The following is a 16927-nucleotide window of genomic DNA, read 5'->3' as shown; positions in this document are numbered from 1 at the left end:
TTAGTCGTTCTTGCCGCTATTCGCCAGCAGATCCGACCGACCGATGACCTGCCGCGCGCTGTCGGGCTGGTCGGCATCGGAGAAACCCGCAGCGTCTATTAAAGGCGTGAGGCTTCTCATCCGGCTCGTCGGCTTGACGCTGCGCAATGAGGCCATGCCGTCGTTCCATGCGTGCAGCATCTGTTTTGCGACCCAGCGCCATTGCTTCTCGTCGCTGGAAGCCTCGACGATTTCCCGTCCGACGTCCACGGCCGACTCGCATAACTGTTCGACCATCTCGTGATATCTCTTCGGCGCAATGCCCAGACGCGTGTTGAAAAAGCGCTCTAGTGTCTTGCCCGGTGCCCATGTTTTGCGGCCGTCTATCGCGAGTCCGGGCGGATTGTTCGCGAAGCGCGGATATGCCTGCGTCGTTACGATGTCGTAGGCGGGCGTGAACGCGACATCGCCGATGCCCGAGTAGACGAGCGCAATGTTCTTGGCGTGGCAATCCGCGTTGCGCACGACGTAGTTCGTGAGCAGCAACCAGCCTAACTGTTCGAGTTGCTGGCGCACGGTGGCGTTCGGCAGATAGGCACGTGTCGCCTTCAGGACCGCTTCGGTGGATGGCCGGTATTTCTCGTGCGGCGGCAATCCGAGCAAGCCGCAGGCGTCCTCGACACCGAAAGCGGGCAGGCCCGTTTCGTCGATGTCGAAGCGATCGACCAGAAGCACGCGGCCGTCGTCGGACATCGTGGTTTTCGCTACGCGCGCGACGTTCAAAGCCGCGAGCACCCGCATCGAATAATGTTCGTTGAAGCCGAGATAGGGCGTCTGTTCGTCCGAGCCCTTGATGATGTGCCGGCTGGTTCGAATCGTCGATTTCCCCAGAGGATGGTCGGGGTCGGGTGCCGAAGATTCGGGCGCGAGGAATTTCGGGACCGCGCCGGATATGGCAGCGCGCGCGTAGGTCCGGACGAGCGAAGCGAAATGCTCGGTCGTGTTATCGCCGTGGAGCAGGTCCTTGACGTCCAGAGGCTGCACGTCATGCTCGGGCGAAAGGCCTTGCGGCGTGACGGTGACGCGGCCGATACCCGTACCGCCGATCACGGCGAGCAGGGACATATCCGTGCCATCCAGATACGGGCCGAACTCATCGCGAATCACTTGAAGCAGATAACCTTCGGGAAGATTCTGCCGGAAGAACGGATGCATATCCCGAGGCCAGACCCAAGGCTCGGCGCGCACCGGCATCGTGAGGCTGACGAAATCGTCGGATAGCGCGTCCGCGTTGTAGTTGAGCACGTAGTCGTCGCGCTCGCGATAGAGCTGCGCGACCGTTTTGCCCTTGACCTGTACGTCGAGCTTCACGGGTTGTATTCCTGTCTGCGTTGCTCAGCGAGAACGTCTTCGAGCGTTCGCGCGTGGCCGTGCTTTACCAGGCGCAGGTCGTAGCCCGCCGCTTCCAGCAGCCGCACGAGCGCTGAAACGCTCATGTCGCCGCGGGCGAGGGTCTCCATCCGCGCGACGGTGGTTCTCGATACGCCCGCGCGGCCCGCGACTTCTTCCTGCGACAAGCCCGCATCGCGTCTTGCTTCACGAAGCATGTCGGCAACGTCAGCGAGTGTTGTCATTTGTAGCCCCAAGGCGACAGAAAATCGGATTCGAGTCGATATTGTATCCCTTGGGCTACCAAGTCGCAAATTCTGCTTGTATCCTGTGGGCCACAAAAACGTTGTTTTGGCCGATTTTGTATCCTGCAGGCTACAGTGCGGTGTCCGCATACTTGCCGCTGGAAGCACGCGAGTCGATGCGGCGCGTCAATCAAACTCGTTGGCTTCGTCTTTATGCTTTGAGAACGTCGGACGCTTGGCGAGCCTCGATCAACTGACCTTGTCCGCGGCGCGGTGGCGTTCGCGGCAGGCCCGCGACACGCCGGCCCTGTATGCCGCATCAAGCGCACGAGCGAGGTTTTCGACGCTGACGACATGAAAGTCAGTGCTCGGTTTTCCCGCTGGTTCGAGCGACTTGATGCCGAGCGTTTCCTGGGCGATCGACCGGAACCGTGCCATGCGTTCTTCATTCAAAAATTGTGTGCGGGTTTTCATCGTTCCACCTCATCGATTGCTTGCATAGACATTCAAGGGTAGAAGGCGCCACGTGCGATGGTGCGTGGTGAAACGCCGCAGAGTCGCAAAACACCGAGTTGCGCAGACTGCAATGAACTAAATTCAATGACTGTGCCGATGATGAACATCTGGGAAATGCAGATGCCGATGCGTCAGCGCCTCGTGTCGATGCGGATGCGTGTGCGGCTCCTGGCCGTCCCACGAGAAATCATGAATGTGCTGATGGTGGGCATCATGGCGATGTCGGTGGTTGTGCATCAGCGGTTCGTGCGTGTGATCGTGCTCGTGCCGCTCCCGCATGTGCAGCCATACACCCAGCGCCATCAGCGCGGCGGCGGCGCAGAACAGAAACGATGGTGCCTCGGGCCACACGATAAGCGACAGCGTGACGCCGAATAACGGCGCGATCGAAAAATACGCACCGGTACGCGCCGTACCGAGATTGCGAAGCGCCACGACGAACAGCACCAGACTCACACCGTAGCCGGCAAAGCCGGTCAACATCGCGCCGGCTATGCTGAAAAATCCGGGCAGATCGGCGCCCAGAAAAAACGCTAGAAGCAGATTTACGGGCCCGGCAACCAGCCCTTTAAGGCAGGCGATCACCATCGCGTCGTGGGTCGAAACCTTGCGCGTGAGGTTGTTATCGATTGCCCAGCACGCACAGGCGCCCGCCACGAAAATGGCACCCGTTGAGACGCCTGCCGCGCCGGGTTGCCATGACAACAGCACGCCACCGCCCACAATGGCGGCCATCCCGAGAAACACCTGCCAGTCGACGTTTTCGCGAAAGACCCCCCATGCAATGACGGCCGTGAACACGCCTTCGAGATTGAGCAGGAGAGAACTCGACGCGGCCGATGTCGTCGCGAGTCCAAGCATCAAAAGCGCGGGACCCGCGATGCCGCCAGCGGCTATCGCGCCGAGCAGCCACGGGATTTCCGACGGCTGAATGCGGCTTTCGTTTTCACGCTCGCGGGTCGTTCGCTTCATTCGCCGGATAAGGATCGCCACCGCGAGACCTACGCCGCTGCCGAGATAAAACAAACCGGCGACCAGGAAGGGCGTTAGCGATCCAAGCAGGATCTTGGCGAAGGGCGTGGCAGCGCCAAACAACGCAGCCGCCAGAAGTGCGGTGAAAGCGGCGTTATATCGAATGTTCATTGGATGGCCGATCCGCGCGAAAGACAAGGCCTTCATTCTAGGCGTTTGCTTTGCAACCGCGCCTCGCCGCGTTCATCGGACGCGCCAAAAAAAAGGCGGTAAGCGGCCCCGAGAGACCCGCTTACCGCCTTTAAGCAACGGAGAACTTAGTGCTGAGCGATCGTGACCTTGTTCGCCACGCCAATCTGGTTCACCGAAGCCGAGTTGCCGTAGCCGACTTGCGTCAGCGTAGCGCTGTTGCCGAGGCCGACTTGCGCGATCACGCCGACGTTGCCCGCGCCGCTTTGCGAAGCAGTCGCGGTGTTGTCGTAGCCGCCTTGCACGAGCGTCAACTCTTCGCGCGAGCCCGTCTGCGATGCGGTCGCCGTGTTCAGTTCGCCGATTTGCGTCGTCGACAGCGACGATTCCAGCGCAGCCTGTTGCGACAGGTCGGCGCTATTGCGGTTGCCGACTTGCAGCGCGTTCACCGTGTTGCTGCCACCGAAACGCTGCGCCACCGAAGCGGTGTTTTCGCTGCCGTTCTGGATCACCGTCGTGTGGTCGTTCGCTTCGAACAGTTGGTCGACATAGACCTTGTTGAAGGCCGCGCCGCTTTGAACGACGTTGGTCGTTTCGTTTTGCGCGTTGATCTGGTGAACGTTCACGAGATTCGGCAGGTTGGCGCCGCTCTGGTCGATGGTCGTGTGGTTGCCGCCGCCGTTGGTCGACGAGACGTTCGCGATTTCCGCGCCGTTTTGCTTGACCGAAACTGTGTCCGCGACTTCGTTGCTTTGCTGGACCGAAGCGTCGGTGCCGCCGCCCGTTTGCGTGATGGTCGTCTTGTTGAAGCCGCCGCCGGTCGTCTCGACCTTCGCCTTGTCGTTGCCGCGATCTTGCGAGATCTGCACGGTGTTGCCACGCGTGCTGGTCTGCGTCACGGTTGCGTCGCCGCCGTCGATTTTGCCGAAGGCCTTGTTCATGCCTTGATCGATGTTGACGAGGTTGCCGGCAGCGCCCGTCTGGGTGATGGTCGCCTTGCTGTTCGAGCCGTTCTGGTTGATGCCGTCGCGGTCGAACGACGAGTTCGTTTGCGTCACCGTGGCCGTCGCGTTGCTGCCGGTCTGCGAGACACGCGTCTGCTCGGCATAAGCGCTGTTTTGCGTGACCGTTGCGTTCAGCTTCGAGTTGCTGCCGACACCTTTTTGCGTGATGTCGGTCTTGTTGAACGCGCCCGTGGCCGACGTGACCGTGGCATTCGCGCCATTGGCCGTTTGCAGAACCTTCACGTCGTCGTAGCGCGACGCTTTCTGATCGACGCTTGCCGTGTTGTTATTGCCGAACTGATCGACGCTCGCGCGCTCGCCAACCGAGTAGCTGTCCGCTGCGAATGCCGACGTCGAAGCCAGTGCTGCCAGACCCATAGCGATGATGATTGCCTTGACTTTCATTTTTAATCCTCGTTGATTTGATAGTTGAGTACTTCGATTAGTTACCCTTACGGACGACAGCCCCCGCTGCCATGCCGTGCACATCCCCACACCTGCAATCTCGAAACTTTGCTGCTTTGGTCTCCTCCGGCCTTGCTAACATGCCGTGGAATCAACATCGCTTACTTCATCAAGACGGAGGCTCGCGCGCCATTGCCGGTCTGCGTGACCGACAGGCCGGAGCCACTGCGGCCCTGCAGGATGGTGACCGAATCGTTGGTGCCGAACTGCGACACCTGCGACGACATCGATGAACCGATCTGCGTGACCGTTGCTGCATTACCGCTACCGCTTTGCGCGGTGACCGAGCGGTTATTCATCCCCGCCTGGTAGCCGCTGTACTGGTTGCCGTTGCCGCTTTGCGAGAGCGCCATCCAGTTGTCCGTTCCTGCTTGCGCCATGACGGCCGCATTGGCGACGCCCGCCTGATTGGCCATCAACCCGTTATGTCCGGCCTGTACGCCAGTGAGCCGATTTTCAGCGCCGGATTGCGTCACTCTCGCGACTTGTGTCGCGCCGCCGAAACCCGGCTCCGGCGGACCGAGGTCCGACACGGGCGACAAATCGGCGGCGAACACCGCGAGCGACAGGCTCACGACTGCGCCGAGTGCCGCGCTCAGCGCGAGCTTCGAGGCGCGCGGAATTTTCATGCTGGTCTCCTCCTCTTCGATTGGCTTAGCTGTTCGCGTTGCTGCCGAGCGTCTTCGGCGGTTCGACCTTCGCCGGATCGAACGGCGGATTCACCTCTTCCATCGTCTGCGCATAGCCCTGGTTTTCCTGCAGATAGCGCTGCATCGTCGGGTCGTACCAGTCCTTCATGTCCCTGAGCGCCCAGGTCTGGTTCGACACGCCCTGCACGATCAAATGCACGAGCGCCGATTCGATCGCCTCGTTCACGCACAACTGCTGCGGCTCGTTGCGCGTCATGCCGGCTTCGGCCTGCAGCAAATCCTTGAATCCGATAAAGCGGTACACGCCGGTATCGATCTGAATCGAATAGATGGTCTTGGTGGTCGAGACGCTGTTCAGGATCGTGCCGTTGCGGATATCCACCGCGCGCAGATTCACCGTCACCTGATCGACGCGATATTGCTGCGACGCCGAGATGCCGAGATACGCCACGCCCGCGCCGCCCGTCCGGATATTCGAGTCATAGCCGACGATCCCGCCTTCGAGCACGATGCTGGCCGGTGCCAGCGCGCCGATCTGCGGGACGTTGGAGCCGGCGCGGTTCTTGTCGTCGGGCGTTTCCAGCGCACGCATGATCTTGCGTTCGGTCAACAGGTCCTGAAGGTTCTCGCGCTCGACCGGCGTGAACCAGCCGGAATCGCGCATCGCCTTGACGAGGAACGACGCGCCGCCCTGCGTCACCTGCCGGCGCATGAAGGGCCGTTTCGAGCGGTGTACCGCAGCGAGGAGCGTCAGGAGGCGAGGCGTTTCGACGTGAAAAAGCCGCCCCGGGCCGATGACTTTCCGGCGTAGTTCCGTGGGCGGCTGGCTGTACTACCGGGCGATCAATCCCTCAATCGGAAGATCCCCACGGCGCGCACGAGTTCGTCGGCTTGTTCGCGCAGGCTTTGCGCCGCTGCGGCGCTTTGTTCGACCAACGCGGCGTTTTGCTGGGTCGACTGGTCCATCTGGTTGACCGCTTCGCCGATCTGCACGACGCCCTTGTCTTGCTCGTCGCTCGCCGTGCTGATCTCGCCCATGATGCTCGCGACGCGCCGAATTGCCGTGACGACTTCGGTCATCGTCGCGCCGGCCTGATCGACCAGCGTCGTGCCGCGCTCGACCCGTTCGACGCTCACGCCGATCAGGTCCTTGATCTCTTTAGCGGCCGTCGCCGAGCGTTGCGCGAGATTGCGTACCTCCGATGCGACGACGGCGAAGCCACGGCCCTGTTCGCCGGCGCGCGCGGCTTCGACGGCCGCATTCAGCGCGAGGATGTTGGTCTGAAACGCGATCGCCTCGATCACGCTAATGATGTCGGTGATCTGCGACGAGCTGTCGCTGATATCGCGCATCGTCGCGACGACTTCGCCGACCACGGTGCCGCCTTGCCGCGCCACATCGCTCGCGACCGCCGCGAGTTGATTCGCTTCGCGCGCGTTTTCCGCGTTCTGGCGGACCGTCGAACTGAACTCGTCCATCGACGCCGCCGTCTCTTCCAGCGCGGCCGCTTGCTGTTCGGTGCGCCCGCTCAGGTCCATGTTGCCCTGCGCGATTTCCGCCGATGCCGACGCCACGCCGCTCGCGTTGTGCCGCACACCGGCGACCACCGACGAAAGCCGTTCCTGCATTCGGTGCAGCGCCGCCATGAGGCTCGTCGTGTCGCCGTGCTCGACCGCGATCCGCACGCTGAGATCGCCTTCCGCGACGCGTTGGGCGAGATCGACGGCATCGGCCGGCTCGCCGCCGAGCGGACGCAGCACGAGTCGATTGAGCGCGACGCTAAGTCCGAGCGACACGGCGATCACGCTCAGCAAACCCATCGCCGCCGCCGTGTAGCGCAGCTTGGTGACTTCGGCCATCACTTCACGATCCGGCACCGTGACCGCGAACGACCACGTCGTGCCGGTGTCGCCGATCTGGATCGGGACGAAAACGCGCGTCACGGGGCCGAGCGCGCCGCCGTCGGCGGTCGAAACGAAACGGCGGCCTTCGCGCACGGCGGCCTGTTCGTCGGCGCTGGCGCCCGCCTGGGCGATCGGCTTGCCGACGTTGGCGGCGTCGCGGTCGCCAACGTACTGGCCCGTGTTCGAGACGAGGCTCGCGTAACCGCTGCCGTAGGGGTGAATGCGGGCGATGTCGCTCTGGAGTTCGGACAGCGCGATATCGATACCGGTCACGCCGACGAACTTTCCGTCGATGGACATCGGCACGGCGAGGCTCGTCATCAGCACTTCCTGGCCGCCCACAGTATCGCGGTACGGCTCCATCAGCGTCTCTTTGCCGTGCCGTTTCGGGATCTGGTACCAGTCGCTGCTTTCGGTCGAACTCGTCGCGTTGACCGCCGATTCGAGCGCGACCGTGCCGCTGCCGCGATTCCAGTACGGCAGGTAGCGGCCGGTGGCATCGGTGCCCGGCGCATTGACGAATCTGGCGTCCTGGCCGTCGAACGAGTTGGGTTCCCAGGTCGTCCATACGCCGAGATAGCCGGGGTGGCCCTCCATGACGGACTTGAGTATCGCGTCCGCGCTCTTGCGTTCGGGATTGCCGGCTGCGCGCATGCCGGTGAGCGTCTGAACCAGCGTGCGAGCCGTGCCAAGCGTCGATTCCAGCCGCGCGCGAACCTGATTCGCGTTCGATTGCGCAAGCTGTTCGGCGTAAAGAATCGCGACGGATTGCTGCGCGCGGCTCGCCTGCCAGGTCAGAAGCGAAACGCTAATCAGAAATCCGGCGAGGACGGCCGAGACGATGACGATCATCATCCGCATGCGCAGATTGAGGCTTTTTCCAACGGACATAGGGAGACTTTCGAAGATGCCGCAAAACGAGCAAAGGGGGTAGACGTGGGCGTTTTTTTGAAAAACGTTTGACGAGGGATACCCGTCTTATCGGCGTTCGAACGCGATTCTTTAGGAGAGCCGGAAATGGATCGGATGCGACCCCGCTCCCAGCGCACGATTTATGCTTTCACAAACGAGCGGCTGACCGACGTCCCGAGAAGCGGTGCTGCTGGTTGTTTGAATAAGCGTGGAGGAGCGATGCGAGGAAATTTCGACACGGTACGCGCTGCAATTTTTGTCGTACTGATCGCATTGCTGAGCGCGTGCGGCGGCGGGCATGACGATTCAAGCGACAATAACGGCGGCGCAACGGCGCCAGCGGGCGGCGTCAAGTTGCAAGTCGTCTCGTTCGGCGACAGCCTGTCCGACGTCGGCACGTATGCGCCGATCGCCGGCGCGGTGGGCGGCGGGCGCTTCACGACCAATCCGGGCCAGGTCTGGACGCAGAACGTGGCCCAGTATTACGGCGATACACTCACCGCCGCCTTCACCATCAGCGTCGATCACAAGCTCACCGCGCAAAGCGGTTTCGGTTACGCGGAGGGCGGCGCGACCGTCGCGACCGCTGCGGACCTGAACGATTTCCTGACCGATGTGATCGGCGATATTGAAATGCCGGTGAGCCAGCAGGTGCAAAGCTATCTGGCGACGCATAGCCGCTTCAATTCGAATCAGCTGGTGCTGGTATGGGCGGGCGCGAACGATGTTTTGCGCGCCGGTGCGCTGCCAGCGGCGGCATCGACTGTTCAGACCGCCGCGGCCGCGCTCGCGCAGATCGTCGGGCAGATCGTGACGAACGGGGCCACGCATGTCGCTGTCGTCAACGTGCCGAATGTCGGCCTTTCGCCGACCGGTTTCAGCGCGACGGACGGCGGTGCGAATCTCACGCAGTTGTCGCAGATATTCAACGACAGCCTGAACGCCGCGCTGCAGGCCGACGGATTGCAAGGCAAGGTGATCCAGGTCGATTCCTACAGCTGGCTTACGCAGACGGTCGCGAACTATCAGGCGAAAGGCTTCACGGTATCGAACACCGCGGTCGCATGCGATCCCGCCAAGACGCCCCGGCAGACCGCTTTGCTGTGCTCGCCCGCGACGTACGTGACAGCGAATGCCGACCAGACCTACATGTTCGCCGACGATCTCCATCCAACCACGCATCTGCACGCGCTTTTCGCGCAATACGTCGAGCAGCAGATCGCGGCAAGCGGGCTGGGTCGTTGAGCGGGACAACTTGCTTCAACAAAAAAAAGCCGGACACCACGCACGGTGTCCGGCTTTTCTCGATTCGCCATCGTAAAAATTCAGAAATCGAACTGCGCGGAAAGCAGCAACGTGCGCGGCGCGGCGTTCGTCACGTATGTGCCTTGCTGCATCCAGTAACGGCTGCCGAAGAGATTCTCGACGTTCGCGCGGAACACGACATCCTTCGCCGCGATCCGCGTGGCGTAGCGCAGACCGAGGTCGTAACGTGTCCACGCCGGCAAGCGCAAGGCGTCGCTCGAATCGTAGTATTGCGCGCCCGTATGGATGATCCGGCCGCTCACGCCGAGACCCGGAACCCACGGCAGGTCGTAATCCGCGCCGAGGTTGAAGGCGAACTTCGGCACGCCGCCCGCCACGTTGCCGTCCTGCGTGCCGCCCGCCGTGCCCGAGACTTTCGGATCGTAGAAGGTCGCGCTCGCCATCAGGCGAAGGCTGCGGAACACCTCGCCGTAAGCGGACAGTTCGAGGCCGCGCACGCGCGTCTTGCCGTTGTAGCTGTAGATCAGCGTCGTCGGATCGGTGACGGCGTTCGGCTGCGAGATCTGGAAGATCGAAACCGATGTCAGCACGCGGCCCCAGTCCGCTTTCACGCCCGCTTCGTACTGGTCCGACTTGTACGGCGCGAACGCCTGGCCCGCGTTCGCGGTGCCAAACGGCGCGGTGCCGCCGTTCGAGAGGCCCGACGTAAAGTTGCCGTACACGGAAACATTCGACAGCGGCTTGAACACGATGCCCGCGAGCGGCGTGATCGCCTGCTGATCGAGCGCGCTTTGCTGCACGCCTGTCGTCGGGTCGTAGTTGTCCACACCGATCGTCTGACGACGCAAGCCGCCGGTAATCAGCAGACGGTCGTTGAAGAACGACATCGTATCGATCACCTGCTGGCTGTTCAGGCGCAACTGCGTGCTGCGCTGTGCGTCGCCGCGCGGTGAATCGACGGGTGCGAGCGGCGAGGGATCGTACAGGTTCGATGCGACCGCAGCGGTTCCAAGCGCGTAGAAGTAGCCCTGCTCCTGATTCAGGCTCGTCACGCCGGTGACGAGCGTGTGCTTGACGCCGAAGGTATCGAAGTGAAAGCGGAAGCCCGCATCGACGGTCTTGGTGCGGCTGTACGCGTCGTAATAGCCGTTATTCACGTCGAACGTGCCCGCCGCGGTCATGTTGCTTGCAGACGGGAAATTCTGCGCCGACGTGCCGTAATGCTCGCCCGCCGCGCCGTACACGGTCACGTATTGATTGACGTCGTATTCGAGCCGCGTCATCACGGCCGAGTCGCGCAGCTTGAGCTTCGAGCCGGGATAGAGATTGTTGTACGCGGACGGGACGGCAGGCACCGCCGTGGCGGTGCCGAAGCCGATTTGCGAACGATACTCGTCAGTGTTCTCTGACGTGTTGTACGCGTCGAACGACCAGCGCAACTGCTTGCCGCGATAGTCCAGCCCGATTGCGCTGTCGCCCTGCAGTTGATTGCCGTGCGCGATGCCCGTCTGTCCGTCCTTGATCTGCCCGTTGAAGCGGATGCCCCACTGGCCTTCATCGCCGAAGCGCCGGCCGATGTCGGCGGCGACGCCGAACTGTCCCTTCGACTGATACAGCGCCGTGAGGCGCGTGAGCGGCGTATCGTCGGCGCGCTTGGTGACGATGTTGATCGCGCCGCCGACGCTGCCCGCCGGTCCCATGCCGTACATCAGCGATCCCGGTCCTTGCAGCACCTCGACTCGCTCCAGCAGATTGACCGGCACGCGTGCGGCCGACACCATGCCGTACAGGCCGTTCAGCGCGACGTCGGTCGGTTGCACGTCGAAGCCGCGGATCTGGAACACATCGCCGAAACCGCCGCTGCTTTGCTCGGTCCGCACCGACGCATTGTTCACCACGACATCGCCGAGCGTCCGGGCTTGCGTGTCCTGGATCATCTGCTCGGTGTAGTTGGTCGTGTTGAACGGCTGGTTCATCACGTTCGACGTTCCCAGCACGCCGATACTGCCGCCTCGCGCGACTTGTCCGCCTGCGTACGGCGCGGGCAATTCGCCGGGCGCGGCCGTCGCCTTGATCACCACGGCGGGCAGCGTCGCTCCTTGCGATGCGGCGGCGTCGGTTGCATCGGTCGCGTCGGCGCTCTGCGCGTAGACGCTCGTCGGAATCGCCGCTACGGCGACCCATCCCATCAAGAAAAGGCGTTCGACTGCTCCAGCCACCACAGTGCGCCGACCCATTTTTTGCTGCGTTCCCCGTTGTGACATAGAGCCTTGAAGTCTTTTTCTGGAATGGATTAGATGAGCCGTTTGGCAGCGTAAATACGAATCGTTTGCAATTGTAAAATAAGTTGTTAAACGGGTGGTATAAAAAATTCTTTGGCTCAGGGTTGTTGTTGCGCGACGACGCGAAGGCGGTGTTGCCGGCGTGATCCAGCCATTGCATGTTCGATATGAAGTCAATGTCCGGACGCGGATTGGAACGCGAAGGACCGGCGGCTATCGTTGTCTCCACGCAGTCGCCGTTCATCGGGCTGCGAAAACTTCCAAGAATATGGAGACGTGCATGGCAACGCCAAATGCATCGCCGCTGACGTTTCAGCGTTCCCCCCAATTGCCGCGCGACTGTACCTTTGCCCCGCACGACTGGGCCGTCCTCAGTCAATACTGGCACCCCGTCGCGTTCAGTTCTGATATCGCCGGCAAACCGTTCGCGGCGACCTTGCTCGACGAACCGCTGGTCCTCTTTCGGTCAAACGGACAGGTCGTGGCGGCGCGGGATATCTGTCCGCATCGTGGTGCGCCGTTAAGCCGTGGATGGGTCGAAGGTGGTCACATTGTTTGTCCGTATCACGGACTCACGTATGGCGCCGACGGCAAGTGCAAATTCATCCCGTCACAGTCGGACGGGGCGATTCCGGATCGCTTGCATTTAATGAACTATGCGGCGCAAGAGGCCTACGGACTCGTGTGGGTCTCGCTGGGCGGCGGGACGCAGCCGTTACCCGATTTCCCCGCGTGGAACACCGCCGGATTCCAGCAGATCCTGCCGCCGTCGATCGATATCGATGCGTCGGCGGGCAGGCAGACCGAAGGGTTTATCGACGTCGCGCATTTCGCCTGGATTCATCACGGCAGCTTTGCCGATCGTCGCAACGCAGTGGTGCCGCAATATTCCGTCGAGCGGCGCGAGCGCGGCATGCACGCGGAATATGTGAGCACCGTCAGTAACTTTCCGAAGTCGATGCAGCATCGCGCGCCGGAAGGCTTCCTGTGGCGACGCATATTCGAAGTCGACGTGCCGTTCGCTGCGCGCCTGACCGTGCACTTTCCCGAGAACGGGCGTCTCTCCATTCTGAACGCCGCGTGTCCGGTGTCCGCGCGCAAGACGCGGCTGTTCGTGCCGATCGCCAGAAACTTCGACACTCACTTGCCGCTGGAAGACGTGTATGAGTTCAACCGCCAGGTCTTCGAAGAAGACCGGGCGATCGTCGAACTTCAGCGGCCGGAGGATCTGCCGGTCGACAGAACGGCGGAAGCGCCGATCCTCGCTGACCGCTCGTCCGGTGCGTATCGCCGCGCGTTGTCGGAGATCGGGCTGGGACAGGCCTACATGCGCTGACGGAACAGGAAGACACATCATGAAAGTTTGGGAATGCGTGATCTATCCTGTGACGCTCGAACTCGGCGGCAAGAGTCCGAATATTTTTTTCGCCGACGTCATGGACCGCGACGACAGTTTCTTCGACAAGGCGCTCGAAGGCTTCACCATGTTCGCGCTGAATCAGGGCGAGGTCTGTACGTGTCCGTCGCGCGTGCTGATCGAAGAAAAAATTTACGACCGGTTCATGGAGCGCGCGTTGAAACGCGTCGAAGCAATCGTTCAGGGCCATCCGCTCGACGCGAAGACGATGATCGGCGCACAAGCCTCACAGGAACAGCTTGAAAAAATCCTGTCCTATCTCGACCTCGGCAAACAGGAAGGCGCCGAGTGCCTCACGGGCGGAACGCGCAATCAACTCGATGGCGAGCTGAAGAACGGTTACTACATCAAACCGACCGTGTTCCGCGGTCACAACAAGATGCGTATTTTCCAGGAGGAAATTTTCGGACCGGTGGTGTCGGTGACCACGTTCAAGAACGAAGACGAAGCGCTCGAAATCGCGAACGACACGCTGTACGGACTGGGCGCGGGCGTCTGGACGCGGGACGGTACGCGCGCTTATCGATTCGGTCGCCAGATTCAGGCCGGCCGCGTGTGGACGAACTGCTATCACGCCTATCCCGCACACGCGGCGTTCGGCGGATACAAGCAATCGGGCATTGGCCGCGAGAATCACAAGATGATGCTCGATCACTATCAACAGACGAAAAACCTGCTGGTAAGCTATAGCGATAAACCGCTCGGTTTCTTCTGACGGAACAGTTTTCGCAGCGAGCCGCCGCGATGAGCGGCGGCTTTTTCGCTTTCAGGCGCTTGGACAAACAGGAGTTTTCCATGAGTGTCGAAGAAGTCTCGCGCGTGCTCGTCACACCCGCTGCCGCTGAATTGATCGGCAAGATTAAGGCTGAGCACGGTGACGTGCTGTTTCACCAGTCGGGCGGATGTTGTGACGGCAGCGCGCCAATGTGCTTTCTGGTCAGCGAGTTCATGGTCGGGCCGTCGGACGTCAAGCTGGGCGTCATTGCCGACGTGCCGTTCTACATGAGCGAATCGCAGTTTGCGTACTGGCAGCACACGCAACTCATCATCGATTGCGTGCCGGGCAACGGCGGTATGTTTTCACTCGAACGGCCGTCGGGGTTGCGATTCCTGACGCGTTCGCGGCTCTTCGACGACACGGAATCGGCATGGCTCGCGGAGCATCCCGTCGAACATGGTGTGAACTGAACGCGTCTGAACGTTTGCGCGACCTCCGGTAACATGGGACTTTGGGCTCGCCCCTGGCTTGGCGAGCGAGCCTGACTTGAGACCCGTGTGCTCGACAGAGGACACGCTAACGGAGTGAACCAAATGACGACGCAGACTGAAACCGCTCTGCTGGCGGGCGGGTGCTTCTGGGGTATGCAGGACCTGCTTCGGCGATACCCCGGCGTGCTGTCCACGCGCGTGGGATACACGGGCGGCGACGTGCCTCACGCGACTTATCGGAACCATGGCACGCATGCCGAGGCCATCGAGATCGTGTTCGATCCCGAACAGATCAGCTACCGCAAGATTCTCGAATTCTTCTTTCAGATCCACGATCCGACCACGCGTAACCGGCAAGGTAACGATGTCGGGACGAGCTATCGGTCGGCCATTTTCTATCTCACCGACGAGCAGCAGAAAGTCGCGGTGAACACGGTGGCGGACGTCGATGCATCCGATCTCTGGCCGGGCAAGGTCGTGACCGAGATCGTCCCCGCTGGACCGTTCTGGGAGGCCGAGCCGGAACACCAGGATTATCTGGAGCGCCTGCCCGACGGCTATACGTGTCACTTCGTCCGACCGGACTGGAAATTGCCCGAGCGTTGAGCCAAGGCTAGGGGCGGCTTGGAATCGACGCGCGCGTGATCGGGGAATGTTGCTCAAGCGATAGGGCGGTTCGGCGATGGACACGCCTTGCCGCGATCGATATATTCCATTCGATACAACGTAAGAGCATTTCCATGCAGACAGCAAACTGGCAGGCAGTGGGGAACCGGTACGTATTGGAGTCGATGAAATACGCTCGCGACAAGACCTGGGAAGTCGTCGAAAAGATGGGTGCGATCGCTCAGCCGGGCATGCTCGAATCCGAAGCAAACGCCGAATGCAAGTGGGTACTGACAGACCTCGGCATGGATCGTATCTGGCATCCCATTCTTGTCCGTTTCGGCGAGAACACGCTGAAAACCTTCAAGCAGCGTTCCAACGGCGACCCGCGACTCGGCGAGAACGATATCTTTTTCGTGGACCTCGGCGTGGTCTGGGATGCGCACGAAGGCGATGCAGGCGCGACTTTTGTGGTCGGCCACGACGCCGAGATGAAAGCCTGCGCCGATGCCGCCAAGATCGTGTTCGACGATGTCGAGGCGCATTGGCGCGTCACCGGCGCGGGCGGCAAAGCCTTGTACGACTACGCCGCCGCCCGTGCGGACGAACTCGGATGGCGGCTGAATCTGGACATCAAGGGACATCGCGTCAGCGACTTTCCTCACGCAATTTTCAAGGCCGGCGATCTAGGCGACTTCGAGGGCAATCCGAATCCCGGTCTGTGGATATTGGAGATCCAGCTCGCGCACCCCGCGCGCAAGTTCGGCGCGTTCTACGAAGACCTGCTCGTGTAAGCGGCTGAACGAGCCAACGCGGCCATTCCAGAACTCGGCCCAGCCTCGAAGGGGCCGCCGTTTTTGGCTCGGCTATAGTCGGACTTCCACGACCCGCCGAAGTCCCATGAGCCTCTCTCTCCGCAGCGTGCGCTACTTCATTGCCGTCGCTGAAGCCGAGTCCATCACCGGCGCGACGCAGTCGCTGAATATCTCGCAGTCGGTCATCACCGATGCCGTCAAGAGCCTCGAAACCGAGGTTGGCGCGCAGCTTTTCGTCCGCCACGCGCGCGGCATGGTCCTCACGCACGCGGGACACCAGTTTCTGCGCCACGCTCATCAGATTCTCGCCGCCGTCCGCAACGCGCAGCAGGCTATGTCGTCGCGTCCCGACACGATGACCGGGCGCCTGAACATTGGCGTCACGACGATGATGACCGGTTACTTCCTGCCTTACCTGCTCGATCACTTCCGGCGCGTATTCCCGAAGGTTCAGGTACACGTGATCGAAGATCAGCGCGACTATATCGAGCATCTGCTCGTGAACGGCGAACTGGATGTAGCCGTGCTGATCGTGTCGAACATCGAGAATACGCAGGCAATCGAAACGGAGTCGCTCGTGAGCGCGGCATGGCGGCTGTGGCTGCCGGCCAATCACGCACTGCGCGGCCTGGGCAGCATTTCGCTGAGCGAGATCGCCGACGAAGCCATGATCATGCTCAAGGTGGACGAACTCGACGACAACACCACCGCCTACTGGCGCGCCGCCGGTCTCAAGCCGAACGTGACGATGCGAACGGCATCGGTGGAGGCCGTGCGCAGCCTCGTCGCCACGGGAGCGGGCCTCTCGATCCTTCCCGACATGCTGTACCGCCCGTGGTCGCTCGACGGCGACCGGCTCGAAGTGCGCAACATCATGGAAGAAATGCCGAAGGTGGATATCGGCATCGCCTGGCGGCGCGGGTTGACGCAATCCGAGACGGCGCAGAACTTCCTCGTCGTCGCTCGCGAGCACACCCGCACGCATGCGAAAGCGGGCATCTGAAATGCGGATATCCGCCGCCCTTCCTTCTGTTTTTCAGAACTGACAGCCGAGTTTGAAATAGCGGAGATGGCGCAGTGCTCGTGCGTCGCGCTCGAGTATCGAA

Annotated in this window: 15 protein-coding genes and 1 pseudogene; 7 read left to right on the top strand and 9 right to left on the bottom strand. The window is 61.6% G+C overall.

The window, feature by feature from the left end:
- From AC3D25_RS19940 to AC3D25_RS19905, 8 genes are all read right to left on the bottom strand, one after another.
- On the bottom strand, positions 1 to 1350 hold the full coding sequence (locus AC3D25_RS19940) for a type II toxin-antitoxin system HipA family toxin (protein ID WP_488890173.1): 1350 nt from the start codon (positions 1348 to 1350) through the stop codon (positions 1 to 3).
- Complete coding sequence (locus AC3D25_RS19935; protein ID WP_488890172.1) at positions 1347 to 1613, bottom strand: helix-turn-helix domain-containing protein; 267 nt, start codon at positions 1611 to 1613, stop codon at positions 1347 to 1349. Before AC3D25_RS19935 ends, AC3D25_RS19940 begins: the two co-directional genes overlap by 4 nt.
- Before the next feature lie 249 nt (positions 1614 to 1862).
- The gene (locus AC3D25_RS19930; RefSeq protein ID WP_488890171.1) at positions 1863 to 2087 is read right to left on the bottom strand and encodes a DUF6900 domain-containing protein; all 225 of its coding nucleotides are present in this window, start codon (positions 2085 to 2087) and stop codon (positions 1863 to 1865) included.
- A gap of 123 nt (positions 2088 to 2210) precedes the next feature.
- Complete coding sequence (locus AC3D25_RS19925) at positions 2211 to 3272, bottom strand: DMT family transporter (RefSeq protein ID WP_488890170.1); 1062 nt, start codon at positions 3270 to 3272, stop codon at positions 2211 to 2213.
- A 146-nt stretch (positions 3273 to 3418) separates the two neighbouring features.
- On the bottom strand, positions 3419 to 4699 hold the full coding sequence (locus AC3D25_RS19920; protein WP_488890169.1) for a hypothetical protein: 1281 nt from the start codon (positions 4697 to 4699) through the stop codon (positions 3419 to 3421).
- A gap of 161 nt (positions 4700 to 4860) precedes the next feature.
- A complete protein-coding gene (locus AC3D25_RS19915; RefSeq protein ID WP_488890168.1) occupies positions 4861 to 5388 on the bottom strand; it encodes a hypothetical protein in 528 nt (175 codons plus the stop codon).
- Between the two features lie 25 nt (positions 5389 to 5413).
- On the bottom strand, positions 5414 to 6121 hold the full coding sequence (locus AC3D25_RS19910) for a CsgG/HfaB family protein (protein ID WP_488890167.1): 708 nt from the start codon (positions 6119 to 6121) through the stop codon (positions 5414 to 5416).
- A gap of 131 nt (positions 6122 to 6252) precedes the next feature.
- A complete protein-coding gene (locus tag AC3D25_RS19905; RefSeq protein ID WP_488890166.1) occupies positions 6253 to 8205 on the bottom strand; it encodes a methyl-accepting chemotaxis protein in 1953 nt (650 codons plus the stop codon).
- Between the two features lie 240 nt (positions 8206 to 8445).
- Here AC3D25_RS19905 and AC3D25_RS19900 point away from each other — a divergent pair, with 240 nt between their 5' ends.
- Positions 8446 to 9471, top strand: coding sequence for an SGNH/GDSL hydrolase family protein (locus tag AC3D25_RS19900; protein WP_488890165.1), 1026 nt, complete (start codon positions 8446 to 8448; stop codon positions 9469 to 9471).
- Positions 9472 to 9551: 80 nt separating this feature from the next.
- On the opposite strand, the gene AC3D25_RS19895 is transcribed toward AC3D25_RS19900, so the two are convergent.
- Positions 9552 to 11729, bottom strand: a complete 2178-nt coding sequence (locus tag AC3D25_RS19895) for a TonB-dependent receptor (protein WP_488890164.1) — start codon at positions 11727 to 11729, stop codon at positions 9552 to 9554.
- A 325-nt stretch (positions 11730 to 12054) separates the two neighbouring features.
- On the opposite strand from AC3D25_RS19895, the gene AC3D25_RS19890 reads away from it, so the two are divergent.
- From AC3D25_RS19890 to AC3D25_RS19865, 6 genes and pseudogenes are all read left to right on the top strand, one after another.
- Positions 12055 to 13110, top strand: coding sequence for a Rieske 2Fe-2S domain-containing protein (locus AC3D25_RS19890; RefSeq protein ID WP_488890163.1), 1056 nt, complete (start codon positions 12055 to 12057; stop codon positions 13108 to 13110).
- 4 nt (positions 13111 to 13114) lie between these two features.
- Positions 13115 to 13906 (top strand): annotated as a pseudogene (gene adh / locus AC3D25_RS19885) (aldehyde dehydrogenase); the annotation flags it as partial.
- An 80-nt stretch (positions 13907 to 13986) separates the two neighbouring features.
- Positions 13987 to 14379, top strand: coding sequence for a DUF779 domain-containing protein (locus tag AC3D25_RS19880; protein WP_488890162.1), 393 nt, complete (start codon positions 13987 to 13989; stop codon positions 14377 to 14379).
- A gap of 123 nt (positions 14380 to 14502) precedes the next feature.
- Positions 14503 to 15006 carry a peptide-methionine (S)-S-oxide reductase MsrA gene (gene msrA, locus AC3D25_RS19875; protein WP_488890161.1) on the top strand — a complete coding sequence of 168 codons (504 nt, stop codon included), beginning with the start codon at positions 14503 to 14505 and terminating at the stop codon, positions 15004 to 15006.
- 134 nt (positions 15007 to 15140) lie between these two features.
- Positions 15141 to 15800: a M24 family metallopeptidase gene (locus AC3D25_RS19870; protein ID WP_488890160.1), complete on the top strand. Its 660-nt coding sequence runs from the start codon at positions 15141 to 15143 to the stop codon at positions 15798 to 15800.
- A gap of 106 nt (positions 15801 to 15906) precedes the next feature.
- The gene (locus tag AC3D25_RS19865; RefSeq protein ID WP_488890159.1) at positions 15907 to 16824 is read left to right on the top strand and encodes a LysR substrate-binding domain-containing protein; all 918 of its coding nucleotides are present in this window, start codon (positions 15907 to 15909) and stop codon (positions 16822 to 16824) included.
- The last annotated feature ends 103 nt before the right edge of the window (positions 16825 to 16927 follow it).

Source organism: Caballeronia sp. SL1002 (assembly GCF_057814995.1).
This window is presented reverse-complemented; position numbering and strand designations above follow the sequence as displayed.

Coding starts and splice junctions, on each gene's coding strand:
- AC3D25_RS19935 (WP_488890172.1), bottom strand. CDS start 1,613: ATGACAACACTCGCTGACGTTGCCGACATGCTTCGTGAAGCAAGACGC.
- AC3D25_RS19930 (WP_488890171.1), bottom strand. CDS start 2,087: ATGAAAACCCGCACACAATTTTTGAATGAAGAACGCATGGCACGGTTC.
- AC3D25_RS19925 (WP_488890170.1), bottom strand. CDS start 3,272: ATGAACATTCGATATAACGCCGCTTTCACCGCACTTCTGGCGGCTGCG.
- AC3D25_RS19920 (WP_488890169.1), bottom strand. CDS start 4,699: ATGAAAGTCAAGGCAATCATCATCGCTATGGGTCTGGCAGCACTGGCT.
- AC3D25_RS19915 (WP_488890168.1), bottom strand. CDS start 5,388: ATGAAAATTCCGCGCGCCTCGAAGCTCGCGCTGAGCGCGGCACTCGGC.
- AC3D25_RS19910 (WP_488890167.1), bottom strand. CDS start 6,121: ATGCGCCGGCAGGTGACGCAGGGCGGCGCGTCGTTCCTCGTCAAGGCG.
- AC3D25_RS19905 (WP_488890166.1), bottom strand. CDS start 8,205: ATGTCCGTTGGAAAAAGCCTCAATCTGCGCATGCGGATGATGATCGTC.
- AC3D25_RS19900 (WP_488890165.1), top strand. CDS start 8,446: ATGCGAGGAAATTTCGACACGGTACGCGCTGCAATTTTTGTCGTACTG.
- AC3D25_RS19895 (WP_488890164.1), bottom strand. CDS start 11,729: ATGGGTCGGCGCACTGTGGTGGCTGGAGCAGTCGAACGCCTTTTCTTG.
- AC3D25_RS19890 (WP_488890163.1), top strand. CDS start 12,055: ATGGCAACGCCAAATGCATCGCCGCTGACGTTTCAGCGTTCCCCCCAA.
- AC3D25_RS19880 (WP_488890162.1), top strand. CDS start 13,987: ATGAGTGTCGAAGAAGTCTCGCGCGTGCTCGTCACACCCGCTGCCGCT.
- msrA (WP_488890161.1), top strand. CDS start 14,503: ATGACGACGCAGACTGAAACCGCTCTGCTGGCGGGCGGGTGCTTCTGG.
- AC3D25_RS19870 (WP_488890160.1), top strand. CDS start 15,141: ATGCAGACAGCAAACTGGCAGGCAGTGGGGAACCGGTACGTATTGGAG.
- AC3D25_RS19865 (WP_488890159.1), top strand. CDS start 15,907: ATGAGCCTCTCTCTCCGCAGCGTGCGCTACTTCATTGCCGTCGCTGAA.